This is a genomic window from Streptococcus cristatus, from assembly GCF_019685515.1.
Taxonomy (GTDB): Bacteria; Bacillota; Bacilli; order Lactobacillales; family Streptococcaceae; genus Streptococcus.
The window spans coordinates 889234-906507 of the sequence record NZ_JABFFN010000001.1; the positions used below are offsets into that span (position 1 = coordinate 889234).

15 protein-coding genes are annotated in these 17274 nt (G+C 36.6%); all 15 read left to right on the top strand.

Annotated features, from left to right (window positions below):
- Nucleotide 1: 1 nt before the first annotated feature.
- The 15 genes from FOA33_RS04330 (at nt 2) to FOA33_RS04400 (ending at nt 17045) form a co-directional block, all read left to right on the top strand.
- The gene (locus FOA33_RS04330) at nt 2-433 is read left to right on the top strand and encodes a GNAT family N-acetyltransferase (RefSeq protein WP_221160758.1); all 432 of its coding nucleotides are present in this window, start codon (nt 2-4) and stop codon (nt 431-433) included.
- Nucleotides 434-491: 58 nt separating this feature from the next.
- Complete coding sequence (gene glyA, locus FOA33_RS04335; RefSeq protein ID WP_221160759.1) at nt 492-1748, top strand: serine hydroxymethyltransferase; 1257 nt, start codon at nt 492-494, stop codon at nt 1746-1748.
- 7 nt (nt 1749-1755) lie between these two features.
- Nucleotides 1756-2730, top strand: coding sequence for a nucleoid-associated protein (locus FOA33_RS04340; RefSeq protein WP_221160760.1), 975 nt, complete (start codon nt 1756-1758; stop codon nt 2728-2730).
- Nucleotides 2730-3344, top strand: a complete 615-nt coding sequence (locus tag FOA33_RS04345) for a lysozyme family protein (protein WP_221160761.1) — start codon at nt 2730-2732, stop codon at nt 3342-3344. Before FOA33_RS04340 ends, FOA33_RS04345 begins: the two co-directional genes overlap by 1 nt.
- A gap of 74 nt (nt 3345-3418) precedes the next feature.
- The gene (locus FOA33_RS04350) at nt 3419-4393 is read left to right on the top strand and encodes a DUF1002 domain-containing protein (protein ID WP_221160762.1); all 975 of its coding nucleotides are present in this window, start codon (nt 3419-3421) and stop codon (nt 4391-4393) included.
- 74 nt (nt 4394-4467) lie between these two features.
- Nucleotides 4468-5826, top strand: a complete 1359-nt coding sequence (gene rlmD / locus FOA33_RS04355) for a 23S rRNA (uracil(1939)-C(5))-methyltransferase RlmD (protein WP_221160763.1) — start codon at nt 4468-4470, stop codon at nt 5824-5826.
- Nucleotides 5827-6129: 303 nt separating this feature from the next.
- Nucleotides 6130-6297, top strand: coding sequence for a helix-turn-helix domain-containing protein (locus FOA33_RS04360; RefSeq protein WP_231082574.1), 168 nt, complete (start codon nt 6130-6132; stop codon nt 6295-6297).
- 17 nt (nt 6298-6314) lie between these two features.
- Entirely contained in the window at nt 6315-8051 is a 1737-nt protein-coding gene (locus FOA33_RS04365; protein WP_221160764.1) for a type I restriction-modification system subunit M, read from the top strand.
- Nucleotides 8052-8056: 5 nt separating this feature from the next.
- Complete coding sequence (locus FOA33_RS04370) at nt 8057-9232, top strand: restriction endonuclease subunit S (protein WP_221160765.1); 1176 nt, start codon at nt 8057-8059, stop codon at nt 9230-9232.
- A 12-nt stretch (nt 9233-9244) separates the two neighbouring features.
- The gene (locus tag FOA33_RS04375; RefSeq protein WP_221160766.1) at nt 9245-12481 is read left to right on the top strand and encodes a type I restriction endonuclease subunit R; all 3237 of its coding nucleotides are present in this window, start codon (nt 9245-9247) and stop codon (nt 12479-12481) included.
- Between the two features lie 1149 nt (nt 12482-13630).
- Nucleotides 13631-14356 carry a recombinase family protein gene (locus FOA33_RS04380; protein WP_463674504.1) on the top strand — a complete coding sequence of 242 codons (726 nt, stop codon included), beginning with the start codon at nt 13631-13633 and terminating at the stop codon, nt 14354-14356.
- Nucleotides 14357-14452: 96 nt separating this feature from the next.
- Nucleotides 14453-15052 carry a hypothetical protein gene (locus FOA33_RS04385; RefSeq protein WP_221160767.1) on the top strand — a complete coding sequence of 200 codons (600 nt, stop codon included), beginning with the start codon at nt 14453-14455 and terminating at the stop codon, nt 15050-15052.
- 160 nt (nt 15053-15212) lie between these two features.
- Entirely contained in the window at nt 15213-15401 is a 189-nt protein-coding gene (locus FOA33_RS04390; protein ID WP_000179769.1) for a hypothetical protein, read from the top strand.
- 62 nt (nt 15402-15463) lie between these two features.
- Nucleotides 15464-16228 (top strand): ATP-grasp domain-containing protein, encoded by a 765-nt coding sequence (locus FOA33_RS04395; RefSeq protein ID WP_221160768.1) that lies wholly within the window; start codon nt 15464-15466, stop codon nt 16226-16228.
- A gap of 133 nt (nt 16229-16361) precedes the next feature.
- Nucleotides 16362-17045 carry a hypothetical protein gene (locus FOA33_RS04400; RefSeq protein ID WP_221160769.1) on the top strand — a complete coding sequence of 228 codons (684 nt, stop codon included), beginning with the start codon at nt 16362-16364 and terminating at the stop codon, nt 17043-17045.
- Nucleotides 17046-17274: the final 229 nt, after the last annotated feature.

Genomic DNA, 17274 nt, shown 5'->3' on the forward strand with positions numbered 1-17274 from the left:
GATGCTAAGAGATTTGCAAGAAACAGATGTGAATGCTATATGTGAGATCAACCAAGAGGCTTTGGGCTACTCTTTTAGTCCAGAGGATACAGCTAGTCAACTAGCTAAATTATCTCAGGATCCCCATCATTTCCTACTTGGTTATGAGGATGCAGCTAGTCATATCTTGCTTGGATATGTCCATGCTGAGGTCTATGAATCCCTCTATTCCAAAGCAGGATTTAATATCTTAGGCTTAGCAGTTTCTCCTCAAGTACAAGGGCAAGGTATCGGTAAAAGCTTACTGCAAGGGTTGGAGGAAGAAGCAAAAAGACGTGGCTATGAGTTTATCCGCTTAAACTCTGCTGATCATCGTCTGGGAGCTCATGCATTTTATGAAAAAGTTGGTTATACTTGTGATAAAGTGCAGAAACGGTTTATTCGCATCTTTTAGTTTATTTTCTTATTGGAAACAAACTAAAGGACCAGTCACACTATAAAGGAGAAGACCTATGATTTTTGACAAAGACGATTTTAAAGCATACGATGCTGATCTCTGGAATGCTATTGCCAAAGAAGAAGAACGCCAACAAAACAACATTGAGTTGATTGCTTCGGAAAACGTTGTTTCCAAGGCTGTTATGGCAGCTCAAGGGTCTATCTTGACAAACAAATATGCCGAGGGTTACCCAGGACGCCGCTATTATGGTGGAACTGATGTAGTAGACGTGGTAGAAACTTTAGCTATTGAACGTGCAAAAGAAATTTTCGGTGCTAAATTCGCCAATGTCCAACCTCACTCAGGGAGCCAAGCCAACTGTGCGGCTTACATGGCCTTGATTGAACCAGGTGATACCGTTATGGGGATGGATTTAGCAGCAGGTGGACACTTGACCCACGGAGCTCCAGTTAGCTTCTCTGGTCAAACCTACAACTTTGTGTCTTATAGTGTGGATCCTGAAACGGAACTCTTGGACTTTGATGCTATCTTGAAACAAGCCCAAGAAGTAAAACCAAAACTCATCGTAGCAGGTGCTTCAGCCTATTCTCAAATTATCGACTTTTCAAAATTCCGTGAAATCGCAGACGCCGTTGGGGCTAAGCTCATGGTGGACATGGCTCATATCGCTGGTTTGGTTGCAGCTGGTCTACATCCGAGTCCAGTGCCATACGCTCATATCACAACAACAACGACCCACAAAACTCTTCGTGGACCACGTGGTGGTTTGATTTTGACCAATGACGAGGACCTAGCTAAGAAAATCAATTCAGCTATTTTCCCTGGTATTCAAGGTGGTCCTTTAGAGCACGTTATCGCGGCCAAGGCAGTTTCCTTCAAAGAAGTCTTAGATCCTGCCTTCAAGGAATATGCTGCTAATGTTATCAAGAACAGCAAGGCTATGGTTGAAGTCTTCTTGCAAGACCCTGATTTCCGTATCATTTCTGGAGGAACTGAAAATCACCTCTTCCTAGTGGATGTAACCAAGGTTGTAGAAAACGGAAAAGTTGCTCAAAACTTGCTAGATGAAGTTAATATTACCCTAAATAAAAACTCAATTCCATACGAAACCTTGTCACCATTCAAGACAAGTGGGATTCGTATCGGTTCTGCAGCCATCACTGCACGTGGATTTGGTGAAGAAGAAAGCCGTAAAGTAGCTGAACTCATCATTAAAACCCTTAAGAATGCAGAAAATGAAGCTGTCTTAGAAGAAGTGAGAAGTGAAGTCAAAGCATTGACAGATGCTTTCCCACTATACGAGGACTAATACTTTTATGGACATTTATATTAAGAAAGCTATTATCCATCAGTTCAGCCCAGATGATACCGAGTTGTTTCTAGCGGATAAGTTTCTCAATATCACTCCAAAAATCGAGGAATACCTACGCAAAAAAATTGAACGTGTGTATTCAGATGAAGCCAAGACTGGGATTTTCGAGGAAGAAAATCCCTTCTTCAATCACATTACTGACGATTTGTTGGAGACATCAGTAACACTGGCTAATCTCTGGAAAGAGGAGTTTAGCATTTCTGAAAATCTCAAGACCAATGACTTGGTTTTTGTTCAGTTTTCTAAAGAAGGTGTAGAGCATTTCGCTTTCTTGCGAATTGCGCTGCGGGAAACCTTGACCCACCTCGGAGGAGAAGATGACAACCCAATCAAGCTAACTCAGAATAACCTGCCTGGATTTGGAACGGGAGCTGATGAGGCTTTGGTGGTCAATCTTCAGAGTCGCAAGTACCATCTGATTGAAAAACGAATCAAGTACAATGGGACTTTTTTGAACTACTTTTCAGAAAATCTCCTAACTGTCGCCCCTAAGATTTCACCAAAGAAATCCATCAAGGAACTGGAGAAAACAGCCCAGAGAATTGCTGAGTCCTTTAACACTGATGACTTTCAATTTCAATCCAAGGTTAAATCAGCTATTTTCAACAATCTTGAAGAAAGCAATGAATTGTCGCCTGAAAAATTGGCTAACGACCTTTTTGACAACAATCTGACAGCTCGTTTGAGCTTTATCGACCAAGTCAAGGAAGCCGTACCAGAACCAGTCCAGTTTGATGAAATTGATGCCAGTCGTCAGCTCAAGAAATTTGAAAATCAAAAGCTTTCCTTGTCAAATGGAATTGAGCTCATCGTTCCCAATAACGTCTATCAAGATGCGGAGTCTGTTGAGTTTATCCAAAATGACAATGGAACCTATTCTATCTTAATCAAAAATATCGAGGATATTCAAAGTAAATAATGTTTAAATTTATAAGAAGAATGCTAGTGCTAGCAGTCATTCTTTTTGCTGGTTATAAAGTTTACCGAGTTCACCAAGACGTCAAGCAAGTCATGACTTATCAACCTATGGTTCGAGAAATCTTGAGTGAAAAAGATACTCCAGCCAATGAAGAGCTTGTGCTCGCCATGATTTATACCGAAACGAAGGGAAAAGAAGGGGATGTTATGCAGTCTAGTGAGTCTGCAAGTGGTTCAACCAACACTATCAATGATAATGCCTCTAGTATTCGTCAAGGTATTCAAACTCTAACAGATAACCTCTATCTTGCTCAGAGCAAGGGGGTAGATGTCTGGACTGCTGTTCAAGCCTATAATTTTGGACCTGCCTATATAGACTTTATCGCTCAGAATGGCAAGAAAAATACACTAGCACTGGCCAAGCGTTATTCTCGTGAGACTGTTGCCCCAATCCTTGGCAATACCACTGGAAAGACCTATAGTTATATTCACCCTATTTCTATCTTTCACGGAGCTGAACTCTATGTAAATGGTGGAAACTATTACTATTCTAGACAGGTACGGCTAAACCTTTGCATCATAAAATGTTTCACTTTCTTTTCGACATCTGGCTAGACCAGGTGTTTTTTGCTATAAGTTTTCTTTAAGATTGTTTTATTACCCTAGAAAGGTAAAGGAGGGAATATCCCATGAGAAAGAAATTCTTTCTAACAAGTGCTGCAGTATTGTGGGCCGCAACAGCTATGATAAGCGTCCACGCAGCAACCGATGTTCAAAAAGTAATCGATGAAACCTATGTACAACCTGAATATGTTCTTGGCTCTTCACTAACGGAAGACCAGAAAAATCAAACACTTAGAAAACTTGGCTATGACGCATCGAAAGATACCAAAGATATCAAAACCATGACACCTGATATCTATTCGAAAATCATGAATGTGGCTAATGACGCTAGTTTACAGCTTTATTCGTCAGCCAAGATTCAAAAGCTGGGTGACAAATCACCTCTAGAGGTCAAGATTGAAACGCCTGAAAATATCACCAAGGTGACGCAGGATATGTACCGTAACGCAGCAGTGACGCTGGGAGTGGAGCACGCCAAAATCACAGTTGCAGCACCCATTCCAGTTACAGGTGAGAGTGCCCTAGCAGGAATTTACTACTCGTTAGAGGCCAATGGTGCTAAAGTACCGCAAGCCAATAAGGACTTGGCCCAAGAAGAACTAAAAGCCTTGTCCGATATCAATGCTGAAAACAAGGACAAGTCAGGTTACGATGCCAATAAGCTCAATGCGGCTATGACAGATATCAAGACAGGAATTGCAAAAGCAAAAGAAGCCAAAGGAAATCTGACAGAAGAGGATGTACGCAAAATTGTAGAAGACACGCTAAAAAACTACAAACTTGATCAGGTTATAACAGGAAACCAGGTCAATATCATCATCAATTTTGCCCTCAACCTCTCGAAGAGTGACATTTTGAACAATGCTGATTTCACTAAAACCCTCAATGACCTCAAGGAAAGCATTGTATCCCAAGCTGGAGATAGCTTTAAAAATATCAACCTCAACTTTGATGCCAATAAAGCGCTAGAAGACGGGGGCAACTTCTTTAGCTCACTATGGCAAGCTATTGTCAACTTCTTCAAGAGTTTTGGTGCTTAGGTCATTTCATGATATAATAGATGGTAGCAGAAATGTTGCCGTCTTTTTTTGTTGGCCAATAGAAAGTGAAAAATATGTTAAAGAAAAATGATATTGTAGAAGTTGAAATTGTTGATTTGACCCATGAAGGGGCTGGTGTTGCCAAGGTAGAAGGTTTGGTTTTCTTTGTAGAAAATGCTCTACCAACTGAGAAAATCCTCATGCGAGTCCTCAAAGTCAATAAAAAAATTGGTTTTGGGAAGGTTGAAGAATACCTTGTTCAGTCACCTTATCGTAAACAAAATTTAGATTTGGCTTACCTGCGTTCAGGTATCGCTGACTTGGGGCATCTTGCCTATCCAGAGCAGCTCAAGTTCAAAACCAAGCAAGTCAAAGACAATCTCTACAAAATTGCTGGCATTAGAGATGTAGAGGTCGCTGAAACACTAGGTATGGAAAATCCAGTTAAGTATCGAAACAAGGCACAGGTGCCCGTTCGTCGAGTGAATGGTGTCTTGGAAACTGGCTTTTTCCGTAAGAATTCGCATGACCTTATGCCCCTTGAAGATTTCTTTATCCAGGATCCTGTCATTGATCAAGTCGTAGTAGCTCTACGCGATTTGCTCCGTCGTTTTGATTTGAAACCTTATGATGAAAGGGAACAGTCTGGCTTGATTCGGAATCTTGTGGTGCGTCGTGGTCACTATACAGGACAAATCATGGTTATCTTAGTGACTACACGTTCTAAAGTTTTCCGAGTGGAGCAGTTGATTGAACAAGTTATCAAGCAGTTCCCAGAGATTGTGTCTGTCATGCAAAATATCAACGACCGAAATACCAATGCGATTTTCGGCAAGGAGTGGCGCACCCTTTATGGTCAAGACTATATTACGGATCAGATGTTGGGAAATAACTACCAAATCGCTGGCCCAGCCTTTTACCAGGTCAATACTGAAATGGCAGAGAAGCTTTATCAGACAGCTATTGATTTTGCAGGATTAAAAGCAGATGACGTGGTGATCGATGCTTATTCGGGTATTGGAACGATTGGATTGTCCGTTGCGAAGCATGTCAAAGAAGTCTACGGTGTTGAAGTGATTCCAGAAGCAGTAGAGAATAGCAAGAAGAATGCTACCTTGAATAATATCACTAATGCCCACTATGTCTGTGACACTGCTGAAAATGCCATGAAGAACTGGCTCAAGGAAGGTATTCAACCAACCGTTATCTTGGTCGACCCACCACGCAAGGGCTTGACCGAGAGCTTTATCAAAGCAAGCGCTCAAACAGGAGCAGACCGCATTGCCTATATTTCCTGCAATGTTGCTACCATGGCGCGTGATATCAAACTCTACCGAGAATTGGGATACGAATTGAAGAAAGTACAACCGGTGGATTTATTCCCACAGACGCATCACGTCGAGTGTGTGAGTTTGTTAGTGAAACGTAGTTAATCCTCTCGCTTTTTCATTTTAGGGCGAGAGGATTCAAAGCTCCACTGGAGCTTTGAACTCCCCAAACCTTTTGAGTTCCAAGAATTCGTCATGTTGAGGCGGTAAGCTTCTTAGAGAAACAGTAATTATAAAAAAGATGGCATAGTCTAGAGTGTATTCTCGGGGTTATGCCTTTTTTCTTAGGGTAGATCTGATTTAAAGGATATACAGCTGTATGCGTATTCACAGAAATGTGATATAATTTATTAAAACGTTGACGGAGAGATTATGATGACTGTAAGTTACAAAAAACAGCTACATATGATGATAGAAAAAGAAATCTCTAATCAGGATTTGCTAAGAGAAGCTAATATTTTGGCGAATATTAGTACGAAAATACGTACAGGAAAATACATAGCTTTAGATAAATTAGAGAGTATCTGCTTAGTGCTGAACTGTACTCCTATCCTAACGATGTACTTGAATTTATGAAGGAGGAAAAATAGAAAATGAAAGATACAGAACTGAAAGAATTAAAAGATAAACTATGGCATTCTGCCGATGTTCTTCGTGCAAGTGCGCATTTAGCTGCAAATAAATATGGTCAGCCTATTCTAGGACTTATCTTCCTTAGATATGCAGATATTTTATATAAACAACATAAGGATGAAATTGAAGATGAATATAATCGACTTAAAGGTAGTCGTATGGAAAAATCCGTGAAAGAAATTTCTTTAGAAAAGTGCGGTTTCTATCTTCCAGAATGTGCTTATTACGATTTTATTAATGACGCACCGGACGATGCAAACAAAGCTATCATCGTAAAGGAAGCTATGGAAGCTATTGAAGATGAAAATCCTAGAATGGAAGGAGTTCTTCCTAAAGAAGTATACGCACAGCTTGTTCCAGAAGAGGAACCAGAGCTTCTTTCTAACATTGTGCGTATTTTCAAGGATATTCCTGAGAATAGTACTATTGACATCTTTGGTGAAATTTATGAATACTTCTTAGGAAAATTCGCACTTGCGGAAGGTAAGGATGGTGGGACATTCTATACACCTGCAACAGTTGTAAGATATATGGTTGAAGTATTAGATCCTCAGCCCGGTGAAAAGAAGTTCCTAGATCCAGCATGTGGTTCAGGAGGGATGTTTGTTCAGGCTGCAAGGTATATGCATAATCACAATGCTAGTGAGAGTGAACAGATGAAGTTCCGTTGCTATGGTGTTGAAAAGGAACCTGATACAGTAAAACTGGCAATGATGAATCTTCTTCTTAATAATATTCGTGGTGACATTACACAAGCTAACTCATTCTATTCAGATCCATATAATGCATTTGGGCAGTTTGACTATGTAATGGCAAATCCTCCGTTTAATGTTGATGAGGTTGTGGTTGAGAAAGTATCTGACGATATCCGCTTCAATACTTATGGTGTACCAAGAAATAAAAGTAAATCAACTAAGAAAAAATCTGATAAAAAAGAAACAGTACCAAACGCTAACTACTTGTGGCTTGGCTACTTTGCCACTGCGCTAAACACGCATGGTAAGGCAGGGCTTGTTATGGCAAATTCTGCTTCGGACGCTTCCGGTTCAGAATATGAAATTAGAAAGAAAATGATCGAAGAAGGTATCATTTCACAGATGGTGACTCTTCCTTCTAATATGTTTTCATCTGTTACACTTCCTGCAACTCTCTGGTTTTTTGATAAGCAGAAGCCGAATACTGATAAGAAAAATGAAATCTTATTTATCGATGCTAGAAATGTATTTACTCAGATTGACCGTGCTCATAGAAAGTTCTCAGATCAGCAGATTAAGAACCTTGGAGTAATCACCAAACTATATCATGGTGATACACAAGCTCTTATTGACTTGCTTGATGAATATCAAACAGAACTTGCAAATGCTCCAGAATCTTCTGATGATAAAGAAGTTCTAACTAAAGATTACTGGCAATCACAGATCGATTGGTTAACAGAAAGATTTCCAGATGGTGTATATGCAGATGTTATTGGTCTTTGTAAGGTGGCACTGCTGGATGGTGAAGACGGAATCATTGATCAAGACTATTCTCTCAATGCAGGACGTTATGTAGGTGTGGTTATTGAAGATGATTACTTAACTGAGGAAGAGTTTAAGGAAGAAATGTTATTCTTGAATGCCGAGTTCACTTCATTAAGTGCTGAGGCAAAGAAACTTGAAGAACTCATTATAAATAATCTGAAAGGATTATTAGGGTGAACAACATGAGGTTAAAAGAGAAAACAATAAGTGCTAATACTGGATTAGATGCAATAAAACGAGCCCCGATAGTTGAATATGATACCGGGCTAAAATGCATACGTATTCAGGATATCTCACAAGAGAAACAATATGATGAGTGGGGATTCACTGAAACAAGCGAAAAAGACAGAAAAAAATTTTTGCTCAAAAAAAATGATTTGTTAATTGCAAGAACAGGTGCAACTGTTGGTGTATCAAAAATAATTACATCCGATATTAATTCAGTTTATAACAATGGAACAATAAGACTAAAGCTTGAAAAAAGTGTTAACCCAAGATTTATACATTATATTTTTCAAACAGATAGCTTTTTACAGTATATAGACAATATATCTTGCGTTGCTACTCAACCTAATCTTAGAATTGAAGGGTTGTTGAGATTTACCATACCAGACTACTCACTGGATAGGCAAAATAAAATTGTTTCTGTTCTTTTACCTTTTGATGAACTTATAGAAAACAACAACAAGCGTATCAAGTTGTTGGAGCAAATGGCAGAGAATCTTTATAAGGAATGGTTTGTAAGATTTCGCTTTCCAGGATATGAGGATGTGGAATTTGAGGAAAAGAAACCTAGAGGCTGGCAAGTTGTCACAGAAGATAAAAAACACTTTACAGCTACTATCTTCAAATATGATGAATTTAAAAATATTGGAAGCTTTTTAAGAGGAAAAAATATTACTGCAGCGAAGATGGTTGAAGGTGATATTCCTGTAATTTCAGCAGGGTTACAACCTTCTGGATATCATAACGAAGCGAATGTATTTGGTGAAAGCCTTACAATCAGTGCCTCGGGTGCTAATTCAGGATATCTTCAATATCATTTGCAGGATATTTGGGCTGCAGATTGTTCCTACTATCAGGACGATGCAATAATTTGGTTTGTATATAATACGCTTAAATTTTTACAACCAGTTATTATTAATTTGCAATGCGGAGCTGCACAACCCCATGTTTATCCTAAAAACATCAATAAGCTCTGTGTTTTAATTCCAACTGAAGAATTGATTTATAAATATAATGATTTTGTTAAGCCGTATTATGATGAAATCAAAATACTTAATCAGCGCAATCAATCACTTACAAAACAAAGAGATATGCTTTTACCGCGCCTAATGAGTGGAAAACTTGAAGTGTAAGGAGGTGTTCCTATGCGTAACTTTATATCTGAAGATGATATAGAACAGGCTATACTTGCAAAATTAAAAACGGAACCATTTAACTATGATATCCTCATTTGTGATGCTGATCCGAGTAAGCGAGATGATTTGAATGATGGTACAGGAAGAGCTTCAAAGAAAGAATGTGTTCTTCCTGATGTTATGCTTTCTTCTCTCAAGCGTATCAATCCTACTATCTCTGAAGATAAAATAAAGGAGATAGTAAAAAACTTGAGGCAGGATTACACAGGTAAGGATATTGTTGATACTAACTATAAAATATATAGACAAATCCGCAATAATATAAAAATCACAGTTCGCAAAGACAACAAAGAAGACTTTGATTTTGTTAAGCTTATCGATTTCGAGCATCCGGAGAACAACACTTTCACAGCAGTTTCTCAGATGTGGATCCAAGGTAAGGTTTATTATCGCAGACCGGATATCCTTATCTTCATCAATGGAATGCCGATTGTGTTCATTGAACTGAAGAATAGTATCGTTAAAATTGAAGAAGCCTATAATAAGAATTTAAAGGATTATTTACGAGATGTTTCAAATCTATTTGCATTCAATCAAATTTGTGTTCTTTCAAATGGATTAGAAACAAAACTTGGCGCCTTCAATGCGACCTATGACTATTTTTTTGAATGGCTTAAAGTTGATAGTGAAAAAGAAGTACTGGATCGAGAAGCAATTCTTTCGGCAGAAAATGTAAAAGACAGTTCTGTAAGATATTTTGTTGATGGTTTATTAAACAAGGATAAATTGATTGATTATATCGAAAATTTTATTCTCTTTGAGAATCAACAAATAAAAATTATCGCTAAAAACCATCAGTATTTAGGTGTAAATAATCTGATGGAATCAGTAAAAAACAGAAAAGAATTGAATGGTAAACTGGGTGTCTTCTGGCATACACAAGGTTCGGGTAAGTCCTACTCTATGGTTATGTTTGCCCGTAAGGTTAAACGCAAAGCGGCTGGTAATTTTTCATTCCTTATTATCACAGATCGTGAAGATTTGGATACGCAGATTCATAAGAATTTTGTACGCACAGAGGTTATTGGTTCTAAAGAAGAGTGTCAACCAAAAAACAGCAAGCAACTAAGAGAATTCCTGACTACTAACAAGACATTTATCTTCACACTGATTCATAAGTTCAGATACGACAAGACGAAGAAGTATCCTGTTCTTTCTAAACGTGATGATATCATTGTACTTGTTGACGAGGCACATAGAACACAGTACAAAGATTTAGCAGAAAACATGAGAACAGCACTTCCTAATGCTAATTTTGTTGCGTTTACAGGAACGCCACTTCTCGGGGCTAAGCGTCTTACAAATCAATGGTTTGGTGAGTATGTTTCAGAGTATAACTTTGCACAATCTGTCGAGGATGGTTCTACTGTACCATTGTTCTATTCCAGACGAGTTCCGGAAGTAGGTCTTGAAAATAATTTCCTTGATGATGATGTTATAGATATTATCGAAGAAGAAAATCTTAACGACGACGAAATCCGTCTGTTAGAAAATGCATCCTCTCGTATTTTAGAAGTTATTAAACGTGATGATAGACTGGATAAGGTTGCGCAGGATATTGCATACCACTTTCCAAGACGAGGATTTCTTGGGAAGGGAATGGTTGTGTCAGTTGACAAATATACAGCTGTCAAGATGTATGACAAGGTTCAGCATTACTGGGCTATTGAAAAACAAAATATTACGAAACAGCGAAATTCTGCCACTACAAAGGAAGAACGTGATCAGCTCACAAATATTCTTGTTTATATGAATAGGGTGGAAATGGCAGTCGTTATTTCTGAAGAGAATGATGAAGATGCCAAGTTTGCTAAACAAGGATTGAAAATATCTGAGCATCGTGCAAAGATGAAAGAAATCACACCTGATGGGAGAGATATCGAGGATAGATTCAAGAGTCCAGATGATCCTCTGCAATTAGTGTTTGTGTGTGCCATGTGGCTAACAGGATTTGATGTGAAAAACCTTTCTACGCTCTATCTTGACAAACCGATGAAGGGGCATACGCTGATGCAAGCAATAGCTCGTGCTAACAGAGTTTATCCAGGAAAACTTTCTGGAATTATCGTTGATTATGTGAATGTTTTTAAATATATGAAGAAAGCGTTAACAGAATATGCCACGGGTAATGATGGAACAGAATTTCCTGCAAAAGATATAGATCAGCTAATCGGATATATTGATGGTACAATTCATGAGGCAGATTCTTTCTTGCTTTCTTTAGGTGTTTCACTAGAAAAAATCATTGCAGATTCCAATACTCTGGATAAACTGGATGCTTTAAGAGGAGCTTATGATGCTATTATTGCTAAAGATGATGCTAAAGAGAAATTCAAGGTTATACTGAACACCTTAACAAATCTCTACGAAGCATCAAAACCAGAAATCTTTGAAAGAAATTGGACTAATGATAAATTTGCACCACTCGTTTATTTACATGGATTGTTTTACCATACTATTGATGATGAAAAAGTAGCTCGTGCCAGACAAAAAATGAATCAAATTCTAGACGGTAGTGTAATTGCAAGTCAGGATTTCGTTAATTATGTTCGAGAGAAAGAAGCTCAGTACATGATTAAAGGGACAAAGGTCATAGATTTATCTAAAGTAGATATTGAGCAGTTAAGACAAGAAATAAAATTGGCTGAGTATAAAGCTATTGAAATTGATGATTTGAAGGAATATATAGAGCAAGCGCTAGAACAAATGCTTAAGAGAAATTGCACTAGAACGAAATTCTCTGAACGATTCAAACGCATTATTGATTCCTATAATGCAGGCGGTACTGAAAATGAAGATTATTACGAGCAACTTGTGAAACTCCTTGAAGAACTACGTCAAGAGGACAATCGTGCCAATACAGAAGGTCTTACTGAAGAAGAATTGGAAATTTACGATTTATTGGTTGCTGGAAAGAAATTGACACAGGTTGAGGAACAAAAAGTAAAACTCTCTGCAAAAAATCTGTTTAAGAAATTGATGGATAATCGTAGTAATCTTCTTGTTGTAGATTGGTACAAAGACGAACAGCCGCGTGCCAAACTTAAATATGAAGTTGAATTATCATTAAATCAGGATCTTCCTGAGAGTTATGACAAAGCAGCATTTGATTCTAAGGTAACCTTACTCATCAATCATTTTGTCGACATGACAGTACAAGGGTATGGATGGATTGGTCTTGCATAGAGCGTATTGAAAATATTCATTTAATTATTTTTATGGAGACTATTCTCCTTAAAAATTTAAGTGGAGTAGCTATGTTGGCGATAAATAACGTACAACAAATATCGTTAATATTATGTGACTTCCGGGGGTTGCAAAAATTTTTGTGATACCCGGTTTTTTGTGATATGTGAGGAAGCATCAGACTGATAGCAGCAGTTGAGTGTCTTAGTCCGATAGGTGGTGTTACTGAGTTTTTATTTCCATTTACACACGGGGATACATTTATTACCAATGAGCATGGCTTTATGGGAATGAATGTGTCACCTCTTATATATGAAACTTAGGCAAGATTTGGTCTTGGGGAAATTTGTAGATGTTGTTGACGAATTTCTTAACATAGCTTGAGTTTTAATTTTTAGAAGATTAAGAGTAAAATTATGATTGTTTATTTGAAAATTTCATGATAGAATAAGATTGAAAAATTGAATCTTCTGTTATCGGGGATAGGGGTTCGACTCCCCTCCTCATCATTTGCTGCTAACCGATGTATCAGACTCCTCTACCTTATTTCTGTTGGTCACACAAGTGGCTGTAGAAATACTTATAGACTTGGTAAGTGATTGCTTATTCAATGTATTGAATGTAATGGAGGGCAAGATTATGGTAACAATAATTTCGCAGGGTTCAAAATTTCTAATGTGTCTCGTCGCAGCGGTGGGGAGCTTCGGTAGCATTTATGCAGAGCTAGCGAGACACTACAAAAGAGTATTGCAAATAGTGGAATACTTTTTTGTAGTGTTATATAGATTGGGATTATATTTTGGCAGATACTTCTTTAAATATGTTAAAAGTGAGTGTATTAGTTCTTATATAAGGGATGTTATGCTTTCGCAGACTGAACTTTTGATGTGTTTAATGTGAGAAGGATAGATTAATACAGTATTTTTGGGTAAAACTTGATACAATTATAAAAATTGTCAGGATGGCTATATAGTCATCCTTTTATTATTTTATATACTGGTGTTGTAAATTTTAAGTAAGGGATAAAAAACTATGAAATTTATGTGATAAGACAAATATAAAAAAGGAAATCGCATTATAAATCATGTACAAGCTAAGATCTTAACGCATATATATGATAGATTTCTAGAAGGGTACAGTCCAGAATTTATTTCAAAAGAGCTAAGAAAACAGGAAATACCAGGTTGTACAGGTAAAGCAAGGTGGTGCCCAAGTGCTATATGGAAAATGCTTCAAAATGAAAAATACAAGGGTGATGCTTTGCTTCAGAAAACCTATACCGTTGATTTCCTGACGAAGAAACGAATTGATAATGATGGACAAGTTAATCAATACTATATCGAGAACAATCATGAAGCAATCTTAGATAGAGATAAGTGGGAGATTGTTCAGTTAGAAATAGCAAGAAGAAAGAGATTTAGAGAACAACATAAGCTCAAATTTTATATCATGCAGAAAGAAAATAATCCCTTTACAACAAAAGTATTTTGCGCAGAATGTGGTTCAGCATTTGGTAGAAAAAATTGGACTACAAGTCGAGGTAAACGTAAGGTTTGGCAGTGTAATAATCGATATAGGATTAAAGGCCAGATTGGATGTTTAAACAATCATATCGATGAGGAAATGCTTGAAAAAGCATTTATGAAAGCGGTTGAACTGCTTCAAAAGCATAGATCCGATGTGGTAGATAAGTGGCAAAAGCTAGAGCAAGGAGCGAATCTTCTCCTTAAGCACCATGCAAAGCAGATGTATCAGATACTAGATTTAGATAGATTTAATGGAGTTATCATGAATCAAGTTCTCGACCACATCAGCATTTCAGAAGCTGGACAAATTGTAGTAACTTTCCTTGAAGGGACTGAGGTAGATTTATAAGAGACTGTGACTGGGAAGTTGCAGTCTTTTTAGGGGGTTAATGGTATAATGAGATTATAAATGTGGATATTGTTTAAATTCTCTGGAGGACACAGAATGTTGAACTTAGTAAAAGGTCATCAAGTTAGCTTGGTAGAAAACCTATTTGAATCATTTACAAAGTTAACTGAACATCATTTGATGGCGAATGTACACGCAGAAAAAATATTAGAGGTTTTTCAACACTTTATTGCGATTCATGACGAACCCTTGTTTTTTATTTTGGAATTGCCTGTCAGTATTGATAGAGAAAAAGTGATAGCAAAGAATATCATCAAGGAGTCCCATAAGGATGTTTATTATATTGATGGTTGTTCAAGAGAGGAATGCCTAGTACTGTTGATTAGATACGGTGATTTGCTTGTTAATGATGGACTAAGTAAGTTTGGATTTGGTGGGCATAAAAGTCATGACGAGATCATGCTTGATAGTTATAATGTTGTAACAATTTATAGTAAAGAACTATCGAAATTTAATGACTTTTTTGAACCTCATAATATTCAATTTGTAGAAGAACTAGTGACAGCTTGGAAAACTTTTTCTAAGACCTCACCAGGAATCTCTGAAATCTATAAAAGTAATGGAAAAACTGTTTATGATTTGCCTGAAGAATTAGCTGAATGGAGAATATATTTAGCTGAAACTCGAACAGAATAGGCATATCTATAGGATTAGAAAGAGAATACTTCAATTCTCTAATACCGTTGGGATATTTTGTTACCTAATATAAAAAGTTCCCATTTTTTCAATAATATATTATAAAAATCTGTTGACACAAGTGTTACACCTGTGATAGAATTAACTAGAGGTGAAGAAAATGGCAACTGATAAAAATAGAATAATGATTAGCTTGGATGATAAAAATCTAGAGAAACTTGAAAATTTAGTAGAAGATGCTAGAGATAGAAGAGGAATGCGACTAACAAAGTCCCAGGTTATTGAATTACTCCTAAATACCGTTGATTATTTTGATGATATTATGGGAGCTATTTACTCAAAAAAATAACAGCAAAAATGCTATTATTTTTTTACAGAAAGGTGTAACACTAGTGATATAGGAGTGATGAAATGGTTGTTTATATTAGACAAAGCAAACTACCAAGTGAAGTTTCAATTAATAAATACAATGCTCAAGTAGGTGCCTACTTACAAGGAGAAGAAGTTATTTTATATCAATCTTTTTCTGAAATAAAACAGTTAACAAGCGAAGATATAGTTGTAGATTATATAACGGAGACTAGAGCATTACTAAAAATGATGGGGTTAAACGTTCCAGTTTATGATTATCCTATTGAGCTTAAAGAGTTTTATGGTCGAAAGATTTATGAAGGTGTTTTGGGAGAGATTGTAAATATACCTGATAATTGGGGAAAATTTATTAAGCCTAAAGCTGGTTCAAAAGTTTTTAATGGAAGAGTTGTTAACGGAACCCGTGATTTGATAGGTATTGGTCTACCTTTCGACTATCCTATATGGATCAGTGAGGTTGTAGAATTCATAGCAGAATGGCGGTGTTTTGTGTTAGATGGTCAAGTATTAGATGTTCGCCCCTATACTGGTGATTATCATGCACAATTTGATCCTAGTGTAATTGATGATGCCATATCATGTTGGAAAGATGCACCAATAGCTTATGGACTAGATATCGGTGTTACTCGTGATGGCAGGACACTTGTTGTTGAAGTAAATGATGGTTATGCATTGGGAAATTATGGTCTGTCTCCTTTAAACTCAATCAATTTTCATAAAGCTAGATGGAAAGAGATGGTAAAACCTTATTTTGAAAAAAACGATATTTTTACTATGCCTGAAAATGAAAATATAAGTTTCTAAAAGGAACAGAAGTAAATCTGTGTTTGACTGCAACTAGTAAGTTGCAGTTTTTTATTTTAAATAATGATATAATAGGATAAGAAAAAAATGAAAACGCTATATATTTGAAAGTTGATTAGGAAAGTAGAAAAGTATGAAAACAATTGATATGATTATTAAATCATCAACTGAATTTTATAACGATTTAAAAGCCGATGAACATGATAGATATCGTTCATGGGAACATTGTTATTCACATTTTATGACAGCTCGAAAAGAGAATGATGTGAATCTAGATTACCTGAGTTTACAACTTGCATTTTATTTAGCAAGTTGGGGGATGTATCGAGGTTCTTCATTATTATTACAAAAGGATTATAGAGTACATATCCCTGGAGTAAGAGAAATCTTAAGCAACAAATATGATTCTTTAGCAGGAATAGAATGTAAAGATTTTAAAAATGAAACTAACCAAAAATTACTAAAGGAAATAAATGAATTTATTGCTAATTATTATAATGTAATCAGACATGAAGTGAGAGGATCAGCACTAAAAAACAACTTATCAGACACACTAATCACAAAGATACTGATGGGCACACTTGGTTGTGTTCCGGCATATGATAGATATTTTGTTACTGGAATAAGATCACAAAAGGTTGCCATTGGAACCTATAACATTAAATCTATTTTACAACTAGTAAATTTCTATGAGAAAAACTTAGAACAATTAGATTCAGTCCAAAAAAATTTTATAGTTGCTAATATGATATATCCTCAAATGAAAATACTTGATATGGGATTTTGGCAGATTGGTTTTGACTTAGATAATAAATAACTATTTACATCTTAATCTGGAGCTAATTAATAGATTTACTTTTAAAAGGTGTGTTTTACCTTAAGAAACAGAAAAGAATAATAGTGAAATAGAGTTTAATATGTAAGCTGGAACTTGTGATCAACCTTTCTTAGAATTATGGTGATTACCTACAGATACAGTGTATTACATTATATAAAGAATTGACAGATTTAAATCTCTGAAGTATACTAAAGTAGTCCAGTGGAAA

What these genes read in the sequence shown, in the direction of transcription:
- FOA33_RS04330 (WP_221160758.1), top strand. Translation starts at nt 2, where the DNA reads ATGCTAAGAGATTTGCAAGAAACAGATGTGAATGCTATATGTGAGATC.
- glyA (WP_221160759.1), top strand. Translation starts at nt 492, where the DNA reads ATGATTTTTGACAAAGACGATTTTAAAGCATACGATGCTGATCTCTGG.
- FOA33_RS04340 (WP_221160760.1), top strand. Translation starts at nt 1,756, where the DNA reads ATGGACATTTATATTAAGAAAGCTATTATCCATCAGTTCAGCCCAGAT.
- FOA33_RS04345 (WP_221160761.1), top strand. Translation starts at nt 2,730, where the DNA reads ATGTTTAAATTTATAAGAAGAATGCTAGTGCTAGCAGTCATTCTTTTT.
- FOA33_RS04350 (WP_221160762.1), top strand. Translation starts at nt 3,419, where the DNA reads ATGAGAAAGAAATTCTTTCTAACAAGTGCTGCAGTATTGTGGGCCGCA.
- rlmD (WP_221160763.1), top strand. Translation starts at nt 4,468, where the DNA reads ATGTTAAAGAAAAATGATATTGTAGAAGTTGAAATTGTTGATTTGACC.
- FOA33_RS04360 (WP_231082574.1), top strand. Translation starts at nt 6,130, where the DNA reads ATGATAGAAAAAGAAATCTCTAATCAGGATTTGCTAAGAGAAGCTAAT.
- FOA33_RS04365 (WP_221160764.1), top strand. Translation starts at nt 6,315, where the DNA reads ATGAAAGATACAGAACTGAAAGAATTAAAAGATAAACTATGGCATTCT.
- FOA33_RS04370 (WP_221160765.1), top strand. Translation starts at nt 8,057, where the DNA reads ATGAGGTTAAAAGAGAAAACAATAAGTGCTAATACTGGATTAGATGCA.
- FOA33_RS04375 (WP_221160766.1), top strand. Translation starts at nt 9,245, where the DNA reads ATGCGTAACTTTATATCTGAAGATGATATAGAACAGGCTATACTTGCA.
- FOA33_RS04385 (WP_221160767.1), top strand. Translation starts at nt 14,453, where the DNA reads ATGTTGAACTTAGTAAAAGGTCATCAAGTTAGCTTGGTAGAAAACCTA.
- FOA33_RS04390 (WP_000179769.1), top strand. Translation starts at nt 15,213, where the DNA reads ATGGCAACTGATAAAAATAGAATAATGATTAGCTTGGATGATAAAAAT.
- FOA33_RS04395 (WP_221160768.1), top strand. Translation starts at nt 15,464, where the DNA reads ATGGTTGTTTATATTAGACAAAGCAAACTACCAAGTGAAGTTTCAATT.
- FOA33_RS04400 (WP_221160769.1), top strand. Translation starts at nt 16,362, where the DNA reads ATGAAAACAATTGATATGATTATTAAATCATCAACTGAATTTTATAAC.